The following is a 16,025-nucleotide window of genomic DNA, read 5'->3' on the forward strand; positions in this document are numbered from 1 at the left end:
GGGGACGCGTCGGCGCGTTTGATCGGGCGGGGGCGTTAAGGTTAATGGACCGCAAGGTTACTGGATGCACAGAGGGTGAATAAAGACGTGAGGCGCGTGGAAGAGAAGGTTGCGAAGCGGCACGATGCGGAGCTGTTTCTACGGGATGAGGGGTCTGCGGACGGGCCTGTGGTGCTGTTTCTCAACTCGCTGGGGACGGATCTGGGGCTGTGGGACGAGGTCGTCGCGCGGTTGCCGGACGATCTGCGGGTGATCCGGTTCGATATGCGGGGCCACGGACGGTCGTCGGTGCCGGAGCCGCCTTATACGATGGGGGCGCTGATCGTCGATGCGGAGGCTGTGCTGGATGCCTGCGGCGTAGAGCAGGCGGTGCTTGTCGGGCTGAGCTTGGGCGGGATGGTCGCGCAGGGGCTGGCGGCCAAGCGGCTGGATCTGGTGCGCGGGCTGGTTCTGTCGAATACGGCTGTGAAGATGGGGCATCCCGATCTCTGGCAGGAGCGGATCGCGGCGGTCGAGGCGCACGGGATGGTCGGCGTGGCCGACGGGGTGCTCGACCGGTGGTTCGCTCCCGGCTTTGCCGGGCGCGATGCCTGGCGGGATCGGCTGCTGGACGCCTCATCCAAAGGCTATATCGGCGGCTGTACGGCGATCGCGCGGGCCGACATGATCTCGCCCACCTCCGGGTTGCGGCTGCCGACCCTGGGGATCGCGGGCAGCGAGGATGCGGCGTCGCCCCCCGATCTGGTCAAGGAAACCGTGGATCTGATCCCCGGTGCGCGGTTCGAGATCATGCGGGGTGTTGGGCATCTGCCCTGCGTCGAGGACCCCGAGACCTACGCGGCTTTGCTGACGGGTTTCCTGCGCGAGATCGGGCATCTTTAGCGGGTTTACAGGTAGGCATGGGCGGGTCACGGTCCGGCGGATGAGCCTGTGGGTGATTTGCTGATGGCAGCGTCCTTGTTCGAGTCCGCCTTGTACCGGGAGCTGGCCGGAGATCGCGAGATCGGGGCGCTGCTCACCGATACGGCAGAGCTGCGGGCGATGCTGCTCGTCGAGGGGTCCTTGGCCAAGGCGCAGGCGGCGGCCGGGTTGATCCCGGAGACGGCGGCGGCGGCCATCCACCGGATGAGTATGGAAATACAGCTCGACCCCGGTGCCTTGGCGGCGGAGACCGGGCGGAGTGGCGTGCCGGTGCCGGCGCTGGTCGCCGCCTTTCGGGCGGAAATGGGCGCGCCGGACCACGCGGCCTGGGTGCATTACGGGGCGACCTCGCAGGATATCGTCGACACGGCCCTGATGCTTCGGATGCGGCGGGTGCTGGAGGTGTTCGAGGGCCGGATGGCGGGCCTTTGCCGGGCGCTGGGGCGGTTGGCGGAGGACCATGCCGAGTTGCCGATGGCCGGTCGGACCTGGGGTCAGGCCGCGGTGCCGGTATGCTTTGGCGGGATTGCCGCCGGGTGGGGGCGGCCGGTCTTGTCGTTGCTTGAGGACCTGGAGCCGCTGCGGGAGCGGGCGCTGGTCGTGAGCCTGTCCGGGGCGGCGGGGACGCTGTCGGCGATGGGGGATAACGGGCCGGACGTCGCGCGGGGGTTGGCCGAGGGGCTGGGCCTTGGGGTGCCGAATGGCCCTTGGCATGCTGACCGGCAACCCGTGGTGGCTCTGGCGGCGTGGATGGTGCGGGTCGCGGGCGTGTTGGCGAAGATGGCTGAGGACCTGCATTTGTTGGCACAGAGCGGGATCGGGGAGGTCCGGCTGGGACCGTCTGGCGGGTCTTCGACGATGCCGCAGAAGCAGAACCCGGTGGGGCCTGCGATGATCTCGGCACTCGCGCGGTATGCGGTGGGGTTGAACGTGACCTTGCAGGGCGCGGCGGCGCATCGGCAGCAGCGGGACGGGGCGGCATGGATGGCCGAGTGGCTGGCGCTTCCTCAGCTGGTACTGGCGGTGGGGCGGGCTTTGGCTTTGGCGGAAGAGCTGGCCGGATCGGTGGCCCCGGTGCCGGAGGCGATGGCGCGCGGGCTGGATGATGGGACGGGGCTGATCTTTGCCGAAGCACTGTCGTTCCGGCTGGCGGAGACCATGCCGCGACCTGACGCGCAGGCGGCGGTGAAGGAGATGTGCCGGAAGGTTCAGCCGGGGCGCGGATTGCAGGCGCGTGCAGCAGAGCACTTTCCGGAGGCGGACCTGACTGGCGTCTTCGATGCGGCGGCGTCGCTTGGGCAGGCGCCCGCGGAGGCGCGGGCCTTCGCCGCGGCCGTGAGGGCGTTGGGGTGACGGACGCGCCGGTGGCGACGCAGGCGCCGCGACGGTCGAAGCGGGCCTTCGTCTTCATCATGATCACGCTGATGATCGACGCGATGGGGATCGGGCTGATCATCCCGGTGATGCCGGACCTGCTGCAGGAGATCGACGGCGGGACGCTGGGCGATGCGGCGATCTGGGGCGGCGTTCTGACGACGCTGTTCGCCGTGATGCAATTCACGTTCGGACCCGCGATCGGGAGCCTGAGCGACCGGTTCGGGCGGCGTCCTGTCCTGCTAGTGTCCCTGGCTGTGATGGCGGCGGATTACCTGGTGATGGCGACGGCCCAATCGCTGTGGCTGCTGTTCGTCGCGCGGGCCATCGGCGGGATCACGGCGGCGACGCAGTCGACGGCGACGGCCTTCATCGCTGATATCTCGAAACCCGAGGAGAAGGCCGCGAATTTCGGGCTGGTCGGCGCGGCCTTCGGGATCGGCTTCGTATTGGGGCCGGTGATCGGCGGGCTGCTGGGCGAATTCGGCACAAGGGCACCGTTCTATGCGGCGGCGGGGCTGGCGGCGCTGAACCTTGTCTTCGGCTATTTCGTGCTGCCCGAGACGGTGACGGACCGGATTCGACGGCCGTTCCTCTGGAAGCGGGCGAACCCCTTTGCGGCCTTTGCGGCGTTGGGAAAACTGCCCGAGGTGACGCGGCTGCTTGTCCTCGTCTTCCTCTATGAATTCGCCTTCATCGTCTATCCGGCGACCTGGGCCTTTTACGGTCAGGCCGCGTTCGGCTGGGATAGCGGGATGGTGGGCCTGTCGCTGGGCGCGTTCGGGATCGCGATGGCCATCGTGCAGGGCGGGTTGATCCGGTGGATCATTCCGACCTTCGGGGAACGGCGGGCGGTGACGGGCGCGCTGGCCTTCAACTTCGTGGCGTTCATGGTGCTGGTGTTCCTCCAGAACGGGCTGGTCGCCATCATCTTCACGCCGTTCACGGCACTGGGGGCGATCATCACGCCGACGCTGCAGGGGATGATGAGCCGACGGGTCGCCGATGACAGTCAGGGAGAGCTTCAGGGCGTCATCGCCTCGACCAAGTCGGTGGCGCAGATCTTCGCGCCGCTGGTGATGACGCAGATCTTCTGGGCCTTCACTGCGGATGAGGCCCTTTATCTGCCGGGGGCGCCGTTCGCGCTGTCGGCCCTGCTGATGTTGGTCTGCCTGCCGGTCTTCTTCGGGGTGACGTCGCGGGGGCGGCGCAAAATGACGAAAACGGGATAGCGAAAAGATGAAGCAAGACAGAGCGTTGTCCCGAAAGGGGACGGGAATGAAGGCAATCCGTGCGGCCGTGTGCCGGGAATTCGGCGCGCCCTTGAGCGTGGAGGAGGTGCTGCTGCGGGCGCCTCAGGGCAGCGAGGTCGAAGTCGTGGTCGAGGCGGTGGCGGTGTGCCATTCCGACATCTCGTTCGCCGAAGGGGCCTGGGGTGGGGCCTTGCCCGCGGTCTATGGCCATGAGGCGGCGGGGCGCATCGCGGCGGTGGGCCCGGACGTGTGCGGGCTGGCCGAAGGCGACCGGGTGATCGTGACGCTGATCCGGGCCTGCGGCGGGTGCCCCAGCTGCGCATCCGGGCGGCCCGTCCATTGCGAGGCCTTGGCCGATGAGGGGCCGTTGAGCCTGCCGGACGGCAACCCGCTGACCCAAGCGATGGCCTGCGGCGCCTTTGCCGAACGGGTCGTCGTGCACCAGAGCCAGGTCGTGCCGGTCGCCGATGACGTGCCCGCCGAGGCCGCCGCCTTGGTGGCTTGCGGGGTCATCACCGGGGTCGGTGCGGTGGTCAACGCGGCGGGGCTGCGGGCCGGGCAGGATGCCGTGGTGATCGGCGCAGGCGGCGTCGGCCTGAACGCCATCCAGGGGGCCCGGGTGGCGGGCGCCCGACGGATCGTGGCGGTCGATATGAGCGAGGAAAAGCTGAGCGTCGCCAAGGAGTTCGGGGCGACGGACGGGGTGCTTGCCACCGTCGAGGCGCCTTGGCGGGAGGCGCGCGCGGCCCTCGGGCGCGGCGCGGATGCGGTGCTGGTCACGGTCGGCGCGATCGCCGCTTTCGACACCGCGCCGCGCTATCTGGCGCCGGGCGGGCGGGTCGTGATGGTGGGGATGCCGCATCTGGGGGAAATGGCCTCTTACGAACCCGTCATCATGGCCGCGACGGGCCAAGGGGTGATCGGGTCGAAGATGGGGGACGTGGTGCCGCAGCGCGATATTCCGTGGATCGTCGACCTCTACCGGCAGGGGCGGCTGGAGCTGGACGGGCTGATCTCGGGCCGGTGGTCGCTGGATCAGATCAACGAGGCGATCGCCAACACCAAGAGCGGGGCGGCCCGGCGGAACGTGATCGTTTTCCGATGAAACTCAAGGACTTGGAAATCTTCGTCATCGCCCCGCCCGCGCCGGGCTGGGGCGGGCGATACTGGATCATCGTCAAGCTGACGACCGATGACGGGGTCATCGGGTATGGCGAGTGCTATGCCAGCACGGTGGGTCCCGAGGCGATGCGGGCGGTCATCGAGGACGTCTTCGCGCGGCATATGGCGGGAGAAAGCCCGGAGCGGGTGGAGTGGATGTTCCAGCGCGTCTATTCTGCGGGCTTCACGGGGCGGCCGGATCCGACGGTGATGGGGGCGTTTTCGGGGCTTGAGATCGCCTGCTGGGATATCGTCGGCAAGGCGCGGGGGCGGCCGGTTCATGCGCTTCTGGGTGGGCGGGTGAATGAGGCAATCCGTTGTTATAGCTACCTTTATCCGCCTGACGGGGTTTGGGCCGAATTCTGGTCGTCGCCAGAGATGGCAGCGGACGCGGCGGTTCGGCTGGTCGAGGCGGGCTATACGGCGGTGAAGTTCGATCCGGCGGGCCCCTATACAATCTTTGGGGGGCACCAGCCGTCCTTGTGGGATATCGATCTATCGGTGCGGTTTTGCCGAGCGATCCGGGAGGCGGTGAGAACCCGGGCGGATCTGCTGTTCGGGACGCATGGGCAGTTTACGCCCGGGGGCGCGATCCGGCTGGCTAAAGCATTGGAAACGTTCGATCCTTTGTGGTTCGAGGAGCCGGTGCCGCCGGATGACGTCGAGGCGATGGCGGAGGTCGCGCGGGCCACGTCGATCCCCGTGGCGACGGGGGAGCGGCTGACGACGTCGGCCGAGTTCGCGGCCGTTCTGAAGGCCGGGGCGGCGCGGATCCTGCAGCCTGCTTTGGGCCGGGCGGGGGGCATCTGGGAGGGACGCAAGATCGCGGTTCTGGCGCAGGCCTTCGGCGCGCAGGTGGCGCCGCATCTGTATGCGGGGCCGGTGGAATGGGCGGCGAACCTGCATCTGGCGGCGGCCATTCCGAACCTGCTGATGGCCGAGACGATCGAGACGCCGTTCCATAACGCCTTGATAAAAGGCGGCATTCGGGTCGAGGGCGGGTCTGTGACGCTTTCGGATGCGCCGGGGCTGGGCATCGAGGTCGATGAGGATCTGGCGCGGGCACATCCCTATGAAGGCAACCGGTTGCATCTGGAGATGCAGGAGGCGCCGCCGCGCTATGACGCGCCGAATTCCTTCGAGGGCGGTGCGCCTTCCGATGAGAAGGCGGGCGGGTCTTAACGGGATGTGACCGGGGCGGACGGCGGGCCGGAGAGGCGCAACCGCCCTGCCCTGCCGAATCGGCACGATCTGCGGGTTAATCGAGGAGATTCGGGGCGTTGCGGCGTGGCGGCATCCGGTCGGCTTCCTGTCGGACTTCTGTCGGACATTTCGGACGCGGATCGTACGGTAACGGACCGTTCTGCTGCACTGCAGCGCAACGGTGGGGATAATGACACGGAGGGGCGGGATTGTTTCCAGGGTAGGATGATGGGTGAAATCACCCATCCTACAATCACGGGCGATCGGGCGCGCCCGATCGGTCGAGGTAGAGACCGGCGATGGCGAGCAGGCCGCCCATGACCGAGACGTTCTTGAAGAAGAGGGAGAGTTCGGTCTGCGCCTGCACGCCCTCCATCGCCCAGAAGGGGTGGAAGAAGACATTGACCGCGAGGGTGTAGAGCGTCAGCGCGAGGGCGGCAGGGGCGACCAGTCGCCCGCTTGCGACGGCCCCGCCCAGCGCGACCGCGAGGCCGAGGCCGAGTTCGAGGAGGATGACGGCGTAGATCGCGAGGCCGGGGAGCGGCAGGCCCGTAGCCTCCATCATCACGACCGAGGCTTGCGGATCGGCGATCTTGTTGAGACCGCCGAGGATGAAGAGCGACGCGAGGATGACCCGTCCGGCATGGAGGAGGAGCGTCGAGAAGAGGGAGAGCGGCATAGGGCGATGTCCGGATAATACGATTTTCGTACTATATAACGCGTGGAGCCTGGATGGAAAGTCAGGGTTTCGCGTTTTCCGCCTCCTCGCGCGATCACGTTCCGGACGGGGGCTTGCGAGCGGCGCGGCGAAGAGGACGGGTCGTGCCGGATTCAGTTTGATATGCTCCGCGGCACCGGATCGGTGGAGTGTATCTTGCCCATGGCGGAGATACCGGCCGCCGCCGAGGCGTTTGCCACGCAGAGGGAAAATATCGGCCTGTGGGGCGGGATGACGATCCGCTTCAGCACGACGGATCCCGACCCCCGGACGGCGATCATGAACAGCCCCGCCTGCGTGCCGGGATAGGGATCGGGTTTAGCCCAAGGAGATCACTCGTTCTACCGGTTCGAGGATGACACGAAACGGGAGGACGGGCGGGTTGGGTGTCATTGGGTGAGCTAGAGTTCCGCCGCCAGCCGTGTGCCCTGGTCGATGGCACGTTTGGCGTCAAGTTCGGCGGCGACGTCGGCGCCGCCGATGACGTGGACCTTGCGGCCCTTGGCCTCGAGCGTGTCGGCCAGCGTGCGCAGGGGCACCTGGCCGGCGCAGAGGACGATGGTGTCGGCGGGGATGAGCTGCGGTTTTTCGCGGGTCTCACCGAAGCTGATATGCAGGCCCTCGCCGTCGATGCGTTCGTAGTTCACCCCGCCGATCATCTCGACATCCTTCATCTTGAGCGCGGCCCGGTGGATCCAGCCGGTCGTCTTGCCAAGGCGCTTGCCGAGTTTCTCGGACTTGCGCTGGATGAGTGTGACCTTGCGGGCGGCCTCGTCCGGTTGGGGGCCTTCGGGGCGGAGGCCGCCGCGGACGTTTTCGGGATCGCCGACGCCCCATTCCTCAAGCCAGGCGTCGAGGTCTTCGGTGGGGCTGTCGTCGGTGACGAGGGTTTCGGCGACGTCGAAGCCGATGCCGCCCGCGCCGACGATGGCGACCTGCTGGCCGGCCTCGCGGCCGCGCAGGATCTCGATATAGCTCGCCACGTTTTCGTGGTCCTGGCCGGGGATCTGCGGATCGCGAGGGAGGACGCCGGTGGCGACGATGATCTCGTCGTAGGGGTCGAGGTCGTCGGCGGTGGCCTCGTGGTTCAGCTGGACGGTCACGCCGGTTTCGTCGAGCTTGGCGCGGAAGTAGTCGACGAGGCCCCAGAACTCTTCCTTGCCGGGGACCTGCTTGGCGAGGTTGAGCTGGCCGCCGATCTGGTCGGCCTTGTCGTAGAGGGTCACGTCGTGGCCGCGTTCGGCGGCGGTGATGGCCGCCGAGAGGCCGGCGGGGCCGGCGCCGATGACCGCGATGCGTTTTGGGGTCTCGGCGGGTTCGATCACGATCTCGGTCTCGTGGCAGGCGCGCGGGTTCACGAGGCAGGAGCTGATCTTCATCTGGAAGGTGTGGTCGAGGCAGGCCTGGTTGCAGGCGATGCAGGGCGCGATCAGTTCGGGCGTTCCGGCCTGCGCCTTGGCCACGAAATCGGCATCGGCCAGGAAGGGGCGCGCCATCGAGACCATGTCGGCGCAGCCATCGGCGAGGACGCTTTCGGCGACCTCGGGCATGTTGATGCGGTTGGAGGTGATGATGGGGATCTGCACCTCGCCCATCAGTTTCTTCGTGACCCAGGTGAAGGCGCGTCGGGGGACGGAGGTGGCGATGGTGGGGATGCGCGCCTCGTGCCAGCCGATGCCGGTGTTGAGGATGGTGACGCCCGCCTGTTCGACGGCCTTGGCGAGTTGGACGACCTCCTCCCAGGTCGAGCCGCCCGGGATCAGGTCGATCATGGAGAGCCGGTAGATGAGGATGAAATCGTCGCCGACGGCGGCGCGGACGCGTTTGATCACCTCGACGGGCAGGCGCATCCGGTTCTCGTAGGCGCCGCCCCAGCGGTCGGTGCGCTTGTTGGTGTGGGTGACGAGGAACTGGTTGATGAAGTAGCCTTCCGACCCCATGACCTCGACCCCGTCATAGCCCGCCTCGCGGGCGCGGGCGGCGGCGGTGGCGATGTCGGCGATCTGTTTCTCGATGCCGTCCTCGTCGAGCTCTTTCGGCGGGAAGGGGGAGATCGGAGATTTGATGGCCGAGGGGGCCACGCAGTCTGGGCCGTAGGCGTAGCGGCCCGCATGGAGGATCTGCATCGCGATCTTGCCGCCATTGTCATGGACCCGATCGGTAACGATGCGGTGGTTGGCGATGTCCTGATCGGTGAAGAGCCCCGCGGCGCCGGGAAAGACGCCGCCTTCCTTGTTGGGGGCCATGCCGCCGGTGACCACGAGGGCAACCCCGCCGCGGGCGCGGTCGGCGTAGAAGGTGGCGACGCGGTTCCAGTCCTTCGTTTCCTCAAGGCCGGTATGCATCGAGCCCATGAGGACACGGTTCTTGAGCGTCGTGAAGCCGAGATCGAGCGGTGCGAGCAGATGGGGATATGCGGTCATTGGGGGCCCTCCTCGGAGCGCAGAGTGCCTGTGGTTGACGCGGAGGTCACGTGGGACGCGGCGTCAGGGGGACGGGTTGGGCTGCAACTTGAGGTCTTTCGCCGGGAGGGCGGGCTTTGCGGCGACGGCGCGTGGTTTGACTTCGCGGTTGCCATCAGGTCACCTTCGGCATCAACGCGGGATCGCAACGCCGCGGATGACCAGAGGACGGCACTATGGGCAATCTCGCGCAGTGGATCATGCTTGCGGCAACTCTTGCCGTTGTCGCTTTTTTTCTTGTCCGGGAGCGGCGCAAGGAAAAAGAGAGCGGCTATTTCTCGGGCCGAAAGCCGGAGGCATCAGGCAAACCGCCCGACGATCGCGACTGGCCCGGCATCATGGAGCGGGCGCGCCGGGAGGCCGAGGCGCTGGCCCGTCCCGCGATCGCGTTGACGCTGACCGATCAGCCGAGTTCAGAGGACCCCCATTCCTCTGTCGGAGGCAGGCCGAGTTTGCCGCCCGGCGCCCCCTGGCCGCTCGATAGCGGCGGGACGCCGATGATCTTTCTCGCGCAGATCAACTTCGGTGAGATGCCGCCGCTTGAGGGGTATCCGGCGGAGGGGGTTCTGTCGTTCTTCGTTCGGGACAATGATCTGAACGGCTGCAGGTTTCCATCGGTGGGGAATGATGGCTTCGCGCTTCTCTATCACGAGAGCGCGGGCGGTCTGGAGCGGCGCGATCTGCCGGAGGAGGGGTGGGAGTTCAGCCCGCTTTCACCGAGGCTGACGCAAGAGGGACGGCGCCTGACCGGGCGGCCCGCAATGGGTCCGGTTTCACCGAACAGCCTTGGCCTTGTGCATCTTTCCGACATCGCGTTCTCTGATGCCCCGGATGACCTGCACGAGGCGTTTTACGACGGATTGGCGCAGGCCAAGGAGGCGCAGGTGTATTACGGCGGGCATCCGGATTTTACCCAGGACGACTTTCGCAGGATCGATGATCGGCCGAGTTACTCGGAAGTTCTTTTGCAGCTGGGCTTTGTTTACGATGAGGCCGAGGAGATCGAGATCTGTTGGGGTGATGCGGGGGAAGCCTGCTTCCTGATCAGCAAGGAAGACCTGGCTGCGCGGCGGTTCGACCGTGTGGCTTACAATTGGGATTGCAGCTGATCTTGCGCAGAAGCGACCCGGTCCGTGCGGGATGCCGCCCGCCGAAACGCCCGCGAGGATACAGCCTCGCTCATTCACGCCATCTCGCCAGCGACTATTAAGATGAAGTTTTCCGGCGTTGTGACGGTGAGATCGAGCGGTTTTACCAAGTAGGATGGGTTGGTTTGCGGCGACCCTCCTCGCCGCGCAGAGTGCTTGCGGTTGACGCGGAGGTCGCGCGGGACGCGGCGTCAGGGGGAAGGTGGCAGCGTTGCGGGACAGAGCAAACCTCCGCTGCCCGGCATAGATCATCCGTGAGAGATAAGCCGATATCGGGTGCCGCGGGTCGCGACCGCCCCCATTTCCGCCTCGACGGGCAGGCCGGCTTCCCGGATTTCCGACATGTTGGCCCAGGTTGCGTTGGGCCGGCTTTTTTGCTGAAAGGCGAAGCATGGCCTTGTCTGATTGAACCAGCGCCGATCTGACGGCGGTAGAGATCAACGCCAGAACAGATATGGGGCAGGGATATGAATCGGCTTGGCATTCTGACAGCCGCCATGTTGGCGTTTGCACCTCTCTTCGCCGCTGCGCAGGTCAAAAAGCTGACCTGCGACGACGTGCGGATTGCAGAAACGGAGTTTTGCAGCCTGCTTGCCGCCGAAACGAGGCGTCTTCAAACCTCGACCAGCGCCTTTCCGCGGCTCCATGACATCGTTGGCGGCTCTTACAGCGTCCTTCAGGACGCCGGAGAGGCTGTGGTTCAAGGATATTCACAGCCGATCGTATTGCCAGGGCAAACCTTCCTGACCGGACGACTGCGAACGGATTGTCTGCTTGCGCAGCTCCCTTTTGCCGGGGCGTCGGGCGCGATCAATCTGGTGCCGCTGACGCTGGACGGTCTTGGCGAGGCGCGAGCGCTTTCGATCACGACACCGCGCCCGTCCGACCCGCATAGTGCCGGTCTGTCCTGCGACGGGCAACGCCTATACGTCTTCGATTACGAATATGACGGGCTGACCGTTTTTGATGTGGGCACAGAGGATCGGATCAGGCCGGAAAACTGGAGCGAGGATCAGACCATCGCTGTCGTTTCGCACACCGGACGCTACGTCGCAGCATTGGGCGAAAAACCGGGCACCTATGTCATGCAAGATTTCCTGAGTGGAAATCAGATCATTTTCGATGCATCCGTAGAATTGGATTACCCGTTTTTCAGCGCGAATGACGAGCATCTGTTTATCGTTCGAAACCCCGATGAGACGGCGCGCACGGAGATATTTTCCTTGCCGCACATGGCGCTTCTTACCGAGATCCCCGGCGCGCTGCCGAATGGCGTTCCCATGGTATTCGAAAATAGCTATTTGATTACGGCAGACCCGCATCTTTCGGAAATGGACTGATCTTTCGTCGATGTTTTCTGGCAGCCGCTGCACGCGGCTGATTGATGCTGCTCCAGCGATTCCAATGTGATCGGGGGACGGCACCTGCCGTCGGCTTCTCAATCCTTGATAATTGTCGCGCGCAAATTTTCTGGTAAGCTCGCGCTTGTCAGATTGGAAACATTCCGGCGGGGACGATGTCGAACGCGAAGATACGGAACATGGAGCAGTTTGCCGCGGTCAGTGGGATCTCCCGACCGACGGTGTCGAAGTATTTCCATGATCCGGAGAGCGTGCGCGCCTCGACCCGGGCGCGGATCGAGGAGGCTCTGGAGCAGTACGACTACCGGCCGAACATCTTTGCGATGAACCAGAACCGGAAGCTGACGAAGAATGTCGGCATCGTGGTTCCCTACCTGGCCGATCCGTTCTTTGCCGAGATCGCCCGCTATCTGGAGCAGCGGTGTATCGCGGCCGGGTATCGCCCGTCGCTGTTCAGCTCGCACGGGGAGCAGAAGCTGGAGATGGAGATCCTGGACAGCCTCAGGTCGCTCAAGCCCGCGGGGGTGTTGCTGGCGCCGCTGGGGCGGGCCTCGGACAGGTCGGAGGTGGAAAAGTTCTGCCGCGACGTGCCGACGGTTTTGTTCGACAGCAACCTCGAGGGGATCGGGGCGGCGTTCGTGGGGTCGGACAATTTCAGCTTTGTGTCACAGACGGTGGAATATCTGACGCGGACGGGGGCCCCGCCCGCCTTTTTCGAGATGAAGACGCCCGCGAACCCGAACGCGAACAAGCGGCGGATCGCGTATGTGAGCATGATGGAGCGGCTGGGCTTCGAGCCGCATGTGATCAGCATCGACGGCGAAGGCTGGGCGTTCGAGGAGATCGGGCGCCAGGGGGCGGCGAAGGTTTTGCAGGACGGTGCGCTGCCGACCGATGCGGTTCTATGCAGCAACGACCGGCTGGCGATCGGGTTTCTGTCGGCGGCCTACGAGCTGGGGATTCGGGTTGGGCGGACGGAAGCGTGCCGCCTGCGCGTCGCGTCGAACGACGATCATCCCTTTGCGCGGTTCACCTGCCCGTCTTTGACGACCGCCGCCCATGACTATGACAACGTCGCGGGGCGCAGTGTGGAAACCCTGTTCGACCTCATCGAAAGCGGTGGAAAATTCGGGACGCGGACCGAGACGCTGTTCCCGGCGCGACTGGTTCTGAGGGACTCGGCGTGACCGCGTTTTCTTTGCGCGCGTAAAAATTTAGTTGACGCCGCGGCAAATTATGAACTAGCGTGCCTGCGCAACATCCAAGTTTAGGGAGGATCTGGATGTATCTCAGGAACGCACTTCGTGCGGCGACCGCGCTTGCCCTGGTGGCAGGGTCGACCGCAACCGCGCAGACGATCACCGTCGCGACAGTGAATAACGGCGACATGATCCGGATGCAGGGTTACACCGACGAATTCACCGCCGCGACCGGGATCGAGGTCGAGTGGGTGACGCTGGAAGAAAACGTCCTGCGTCAGCGCGTCACGACTGACATCACCACGAATGGCGGCCAGTTCGATATCATGACGATCGGCATGTACGAGACGCCGATCTGGGGCGCGAATGGCTGGCTGGTGCCGCTGGACGATCTGTCGGCGGAGTATGACGTCGACGACATCCTGCCGGCGATGCGCGCGGGCCTGAGCCATGAGGGCACGCTTTATGCGGCGCCGTTTTATGGCGAAAGCTCCATGGTCATGTACCGCACCGACCTGATGGAAGAGGCCGGTCTGGAGATGCCAGATGCGCCGACCTGGGAGTTCATTCGCGAGGCGGCTGCCGCCATGGATGACCCCGAGAACGACATCAACGGCATCTGCCTGCGCGGCAAGGCCGGCTGGGGGGAAGGCGGCGCCTTCATCACCGTGACCGGCAATTCCTTCGGGGCGCGCTGGTTCGACGAGGACTGGAATGCGCAATTCGATCAGCCCGAGTGGAACGAGGCGCTGACCTTCTTCGTCAACCTGATGAACGACTATGGTCCTGCAGGCTATGCGACGAACGGCTTCAACGAGAACCTGTCGCTGTTCCAGCAAGGCAAGTGCGGCATGTGGATCGACGCCACCGTTGCGGCGTCCTTCGTGACCAACCCCAACGATTCCGACGTTGCCGACAGCGTGGGCTTCGCGCTGGCGCCGAATACCGGCCAGGGCAAGAACGCCAACTGGCTGTGGGCGTGGGCCCTGGCGATCCCCGCCGGTACGCAGCAGGAAGATGCCGCCAGGCAGTTCATCGAGTGGGCCACGTCGAAGGAATACATCGAGCTGGTCGCCGAGAACGAGGGGTGGGCGAACGTTCCGCCGGGCGCGCGCACGTCCCTTTACGAGAACGCCAACTACATCGAGGTGCCCTTCGCCCAGAAGACGCTCGACTCGATCAACGCGGCCGATCCACAGAACCCGACCGTCGATCCGGTGCCCTATGTCGGGATCCAGTTCGTGGCCATCCCCGAATTCGCGGGTATCGCGACCGAGGTGAGCCAGGAATTCTCGGCCGTCTATGCCGGGCAGCAGACGGTGGAAGAAGCGCTTGAGAAGGCGCAGGCCATCACCAACGACGCGATGGAAGCGGCCGGCTACCGCTAGGGTTCCTTCCCACGTCTTGGGGCGGTTTCGACCGCCCCGGGATGCGCCACAGATCCGCCTATCGGCCTGATTGTCTCAGGGCCGATCGAGACCCAGACCGCCAAGTCGGGAGATGTGTCATGGCCACCCAGCACTCGCGATCCGCCGCCCGCCTCATGATGGCGCCAGCCGTCATCCTTCTTTTGGGGTGGATGCTTGTCCCGCTTGTCATGACGCTGTGGTTTTCGTTCCGGCGCTACCTGCCCCTTCGCGGCGGCGACCAGGGCTTTGTCTGGTTCGAGAACTATGCCCGCTTCGTCACATCGAGTTCGTTCTGGCCCAGTGTTCTGACGACTCTGACCATCGTGGGGGGCGTTCTTGTCATCACGGTCGCGCTTGGGGTGCTGCTGTCGATGCTCCTCGACCAGCCCATGTGGGGCCAGGGTGTGGTTCGCATCCTTGTCATCGCGCCCTTCTTCGTCATGCCGACGGTGTCGGCGCTGGTCTGGAAGAACATGTTCATGGATCCGGTCAACGGCCTGTTCGCGCATTTGTGGCGAGCCTTCGGGGCCGATCCGATCGTCTGGCTGTCCGACTTGCCGACCTTTTCAATCATTCTGATCGTGTCGTGGCAGTGGCTGCCCTTTGCCACGCTGATCCTGCTGACGGCGATCCAGTCGCTGGACAGCGAGCAGCTGGAGGCGGCCGAGATGGACGGGGCGCCGCCGCTCAAGCGGTTCTGGTTCATCATCCTGCCGCATCTGAGCCGGGCGATCACCATCGTGATCCTGATCCAGACGATTTTCCTGCTGTCGATCTTCGCCGAGATCTTTGTGACCACCGGCGGCGCGTTCGGGACGCGGACGCTGACCTACCTGATCTATCAGCGGGTTCTGGAAAGCCAGAATGTGGGGCTGGGATCGGCGGGCGGTGTCTACGCCATCATCCTCGCCAATATCGTTGCGCTCTTCCTGATGCGCATCGTCGGCAAGAACCTGGATAGCTGAGGAGGATCGCAGATGGCACGCGCAGTCACCCCGCGGCGGAAGGCGATCAACACGGCCCTCGCCTGGACGGTCGGGATCCTGATCTTCTTTCCGATCCTCTGGACGATCCTGACAAGCTTCAAGACCGAGGCCGAGGCGATCGCGAGCCCGCCGTCCTTCCTGTTCTTCGACTGGACGCTGGAGAATTACGGAGTTGTGCAGGAGCGGTCGAATTATATGCGGTTCCTGTGGAATTCGGTGATCATCGCGGGTGGCTCGACCCTTTTGGGTGTCCTCATCGCGGTGCCCGCGGCCTGGTCGATGGCCTTCGTGCCGTCGAAGCGGACCAAGGATATCCTGCTCTGGATGCTGTCGACCAAGATGCTGCCGGCGGTGGGCGTGCTGTATCCGATCTACCTGCTCTTCATCCGGCTGGGGCTTTTGGATACGCGGATCGGGCTGGTCATCGTTCTGATGCTGATCAACCTGCCGATCATCGTCTGGATGCTGTACACCTATTTCAAGGAGATCCCCGGCGAGATCCTTGAGGCGGCGCGGATGGACGGCGCCTCGCTGCGGTCGGAGATCCTGTACGTGCTGACGCCGATGGCGGTGCCGGGGATCGCGTCGACCATCCTTCTGAACTTCATCCTGGCCTGGAACGAGGCGTTCTGGACGCTGAACCTGACGGCGGCGGGGGCGGCGCCTCTGACGGCGTTCATCGCCAGCTATTCGAGCCCGGAGGGGCTGTTCTACGCCAAGCTCAGCGCGGCCTCGACCATGGCGATCGCGCCGATCCTGATCCTGGGCTGGTTCAGCCAGAAGCAACTGGTGCGCGGCCTGACCTTCGGCGCCGTGAAATAGGGGATAAC

General features: G+C 65.1%; 14 protein-coding genes. 12 read left to right on the forward strand and 2 right to left on the reverse strand.

The annotated features are described in order from the left end of the window. Positions 1-96: 96 nt before the first annotated feature. The 5 genes from pcaD (at position 97) to AADZ90_RS00105 (ending at position 5,891) form a co-directional block, all read left to right on the forward strand. On the forward strand, positions 97-882 hold the full coding sequence (pcaD, locus tag AADZ90_RS00085) for a 3-oxoadipate enol-lactonase (RefSeq protein WP_367311509.1): 786 nt from the start codon (positions 97-99) through the stop codon (positions 880-882). Positions 883-945: 63 nt separating this feature from the next. Further along, entirely contained in the window at positions 946-2,274 is a 1,329-nt protein-coding gene (locus AADZ90_RS00090) for a lyase family protein (protein ID WP_367311508.1), read from the forward strand. After that, on the forward strand, positions 2,271-3,527 hold the full coding sequence (locus AADZ90_RS00095) for a TCR/Tet family MFS transporter (protein ID WP_367311507.1): 1,257 nt from the start codon (positions 2,271-2,273) through the stop codon (positions 3,525-3,527). Before AADZ90_RS00090 ends, AADZ90_RS00095 begins: the two co-directional genes overlap by 4 nt. Before the next feature lie 46 nt (positions 3,528-3,573). Continuing rightward, a complete protein-coding gene (locus AADZ90_RS00100; protein ID WP_367311506.1) occupies positions 3,574-4,653 on the forward strand; it encodes a zinc-binding dehydrogenase in 1,080 nt (359 codons plus the stop codon). Beyond that, positions 4,650-5,891, forward strand: coding sequence for a mandelate racemase/muconate lactonizing enzyme family protein (locus AADZ90_RS00105; protein ID WP_367311505.1), 1,242 nt, complete (start codon positions 4,650-4,652; stop codon positions 5,889-5,891). The genes AADZ90_RS00100 and AADZ90_RS00105 overlap by 4 nt, the downstream gene beginning before the upstream one ends. A gap of 274 nt (positions 5,892-6,165) precedes the next feature. Here AADZ90_RS00105 and AADZ90_RS00110 read toward each other — a convergent pair whose 3' ends face one another. Then, positions 6,166-6,591: a DoxX family protein gene (locus tag AADZ90_RS00110; RefSeq protein WP_367311504.1), complete on the reverse strand. Its 426-nt coding sequence runs from the start codon at positions 6,589-6,591 to the stop codon at positions 6,166-6,168. 201 nt (positions 6,592-6,792) lie between these two features. On the opposite strand from AADZ90_RS00110, the gene AADZ90_RS00115 reads away from it, so the two are divergent. Then, a complete protein-coding gene (locus tag AADZ90_RS00115; protein WP_367311503.1) occupies positions 6,793-6,939 on the forward strand; it encodes a hypothetical protein in 147 nt (48 codons plus the stop codon). Positions 6,940-7,031: 92 nt separating this feature from the next. On the opposite strand, the gene AADZ90_RS00120 is transcribed toward AADZ90_RS00115, so the two are convergent. Beyond that, positions 7,032-9,053 carry an FAD-dependent oxidoreductase gene (locus AADZ90_RS00120; RefSeq protein ID WP_367311502.1) on the reverse strand — a complete coding sequence of 674 codons (2,022 nt, stop codon included), beginning with the start codon at positions 9,051-9,053 and terminating at the stop codon, positions 7,032-7,034. 215 nt (positions 9,054-9,268) lie between these two features. On the opposite strand from AADZ90_RS00120, the gene AADZ90_RS00125 reads away from it, so the two are divergent. The 6 genes from AADZ90_RS00125 to AADZ90_RS00150 all read left to right on the forward strand — a co-directional run bounded on the left by AADZ90_RS00125 (position 9,269) and on the right by AADZ90_RS00150 (position 16,017). Next, entirely contained in the window at positions 9,269-10,201 is a 933-nt protein-coding gene (locus tag AADZ90_RS00125; RefSeq protein WP_367311501.1) for a YwqG family protein, read from the forward strand. A gap of 506 nt (positions 10,202-10,707) precedes the next feature. Then, complete coding sequence (locus AADZ90_RS00130) at positions 10,708-11,580, forward strand: hypothetical protein (protein ID WP_367311500.1); 873 nt, start codon at positions 10,708-10,710, stop codon at positions 11,578-11,580. A gap of 176 nt (positions 11,581-11,756) precedes the next feature. Continuing rightward, positions 11,757-12,788, forward strand: a complete 1,032-nt coding sequence (locus tag AADZ90_RS00135; RefSeq protein WP_367311499.1) for a LacI family DNA-binding transcriptional regulator — start codon at positions 11,757-11,759, stop codon at positions 12,786-12,788. Positions 12,789-12,883: 95 nt separating this feature from the next. Beyond that, positions 12,884-14,188: an ABC transporter substrate-binding protein gene (locus tag AADZ90_RS00140; RefSeq protein WP_367311498.1), complete on the forward strand. Its 1,305-nt coding sequence runs from the start codon at positions 12,884-12,886 to the stop codon at positions 14,186-14,188. A 119-nt stretch (positions 14,189-14,307) separates the two neighbouring features. Continuing rightward, positions 14,308-15,174, forward strand: coding sequence for a carbohydrate ABC transporter permease (locus AADZ90_RS00145; protein ID WP_367311497.1), 867 nt, complete (start codon positions 14,308-14,310; stop codon positions 15,172-15,174). 12 nt (positions 15,175-15,186) lie between these two features. Further along, positions 15,187-16,017 (forward strand): carbohydrate ABC transporter permease, encoded by an 831-nt coding sequence (locus AADZ90_RS00150; RefSeq protein WP_367311496.1) that lies wholly within the window; start codon positions 15,187-15,189, stop codon positions 16,015-16,017. Positions 16,018-16,025 lie beyond the last annotated feature (8 nt).

The organism is Aestuariibius violaceus (genome assembly GCF_040779325.2).
In the GTDB taxonomy this organism is placed as follows: domain Bacteria; phylum Pseudomonadota; class Alphaproteobacteria; order Rhodobacterales; family Rhodobacteraceae; genus Aestuariibius; species Aestuariibius violaceus.

What these genes read in the sequence shown, in the direction of transcription:
- AADZ90_RS00145 (WP_367311497.1), top strand. Translation starts at nt 14,308, where the DNA reads ATGGCCACCCAGCACTCGCGATCCGCCGCCCGCCTCATGATGGCGCCA.
- AADZ90_RS00125 (WP_367311501.1), top strand. Translation starts at nt 9,269, where the DNA reads ATGGGCAATCTCGCGCAGTGGATCATGCTTGCGGCAACTCTTGCCGTT.
- AADZ90_RS00140 (WP_367311498.1), top strand. Translation starts at nt 12,884, where the DNA reads ATGTATCTCAGGAACGCACTTCGTGCGGCGACCGCGCTTGCCCTGGTG.
- AADZ90_RS00100 (WP_367311506.1), top strand. Translation starts at nt 3,574, where the DNA reads ATGAAGGCAATCCGTGCGGCCGTGTGCCGGGAATTCGGCGCGCCCTTG.
- AADZ90_RS00110 (WP_367311504.1), bottom strand. Translation starts at nt 6,591, where the DNA reads ATGCCGCTCTCCCTCTTCTCGACGCTCCTCCTCCATGCCGGACGGGTC.
- AADZ90_RS00105 (WP_367311505.1), top strand. Translation starts at nt 4,650, where the DNA reads ATGAAACTCAAGGACTTGGAAATCTTCGTCATCGCCCCGCCCGCGCCG.
- AADZ90_RS00120 (WP_367311502.1), bottom strand. Translation starts at nt 9,053, where the DNA reads ATGACCGCATATCCCCATCTGCTCGCACCGCTCGATCTCGGCTTCACG.
- AADZ90_RS00090 (WP_367311508.1), top strand. Translation starts at nt 946, where the DNA reads ATGGCAGCGTCCTTGTTCGAGTCCGCCTTGTACCGGGAGCTGGCCGGA.
- AADZ90_RS00150 (WP_367311496.1), top strand. Translation starts at nt 15,187, where the DNA reads ATGGCACGCGCAGTCACCCCGCGGCGGAAGGCGATCAACACGGCCCTC.
- AADZ90_RS00130 (WP_367311500.1), top strand. Translation starts at nt 10,708, where the DNA reads ATGAATCGGCTTGGCATTCTGACAGCCGCCATGTTGGCGTTTGCACCT.
- AADZ90_RS00135 (WP_367311499.1), top strand. Translation starts at nt 11,757, where the DNA reads ATGTCGAACGCGAAGATACGGAACATGGAGCAGTTTGCCGCGGTCAGT.
- AADZ90_RS00115 (WP_367311503.1), top strand. Translation starts at nt 6,793, where the DNA reads ATGGCGGAGATACCGGCCGCCGCCGAGGCGTTTGCCACGCAGAGGGAA.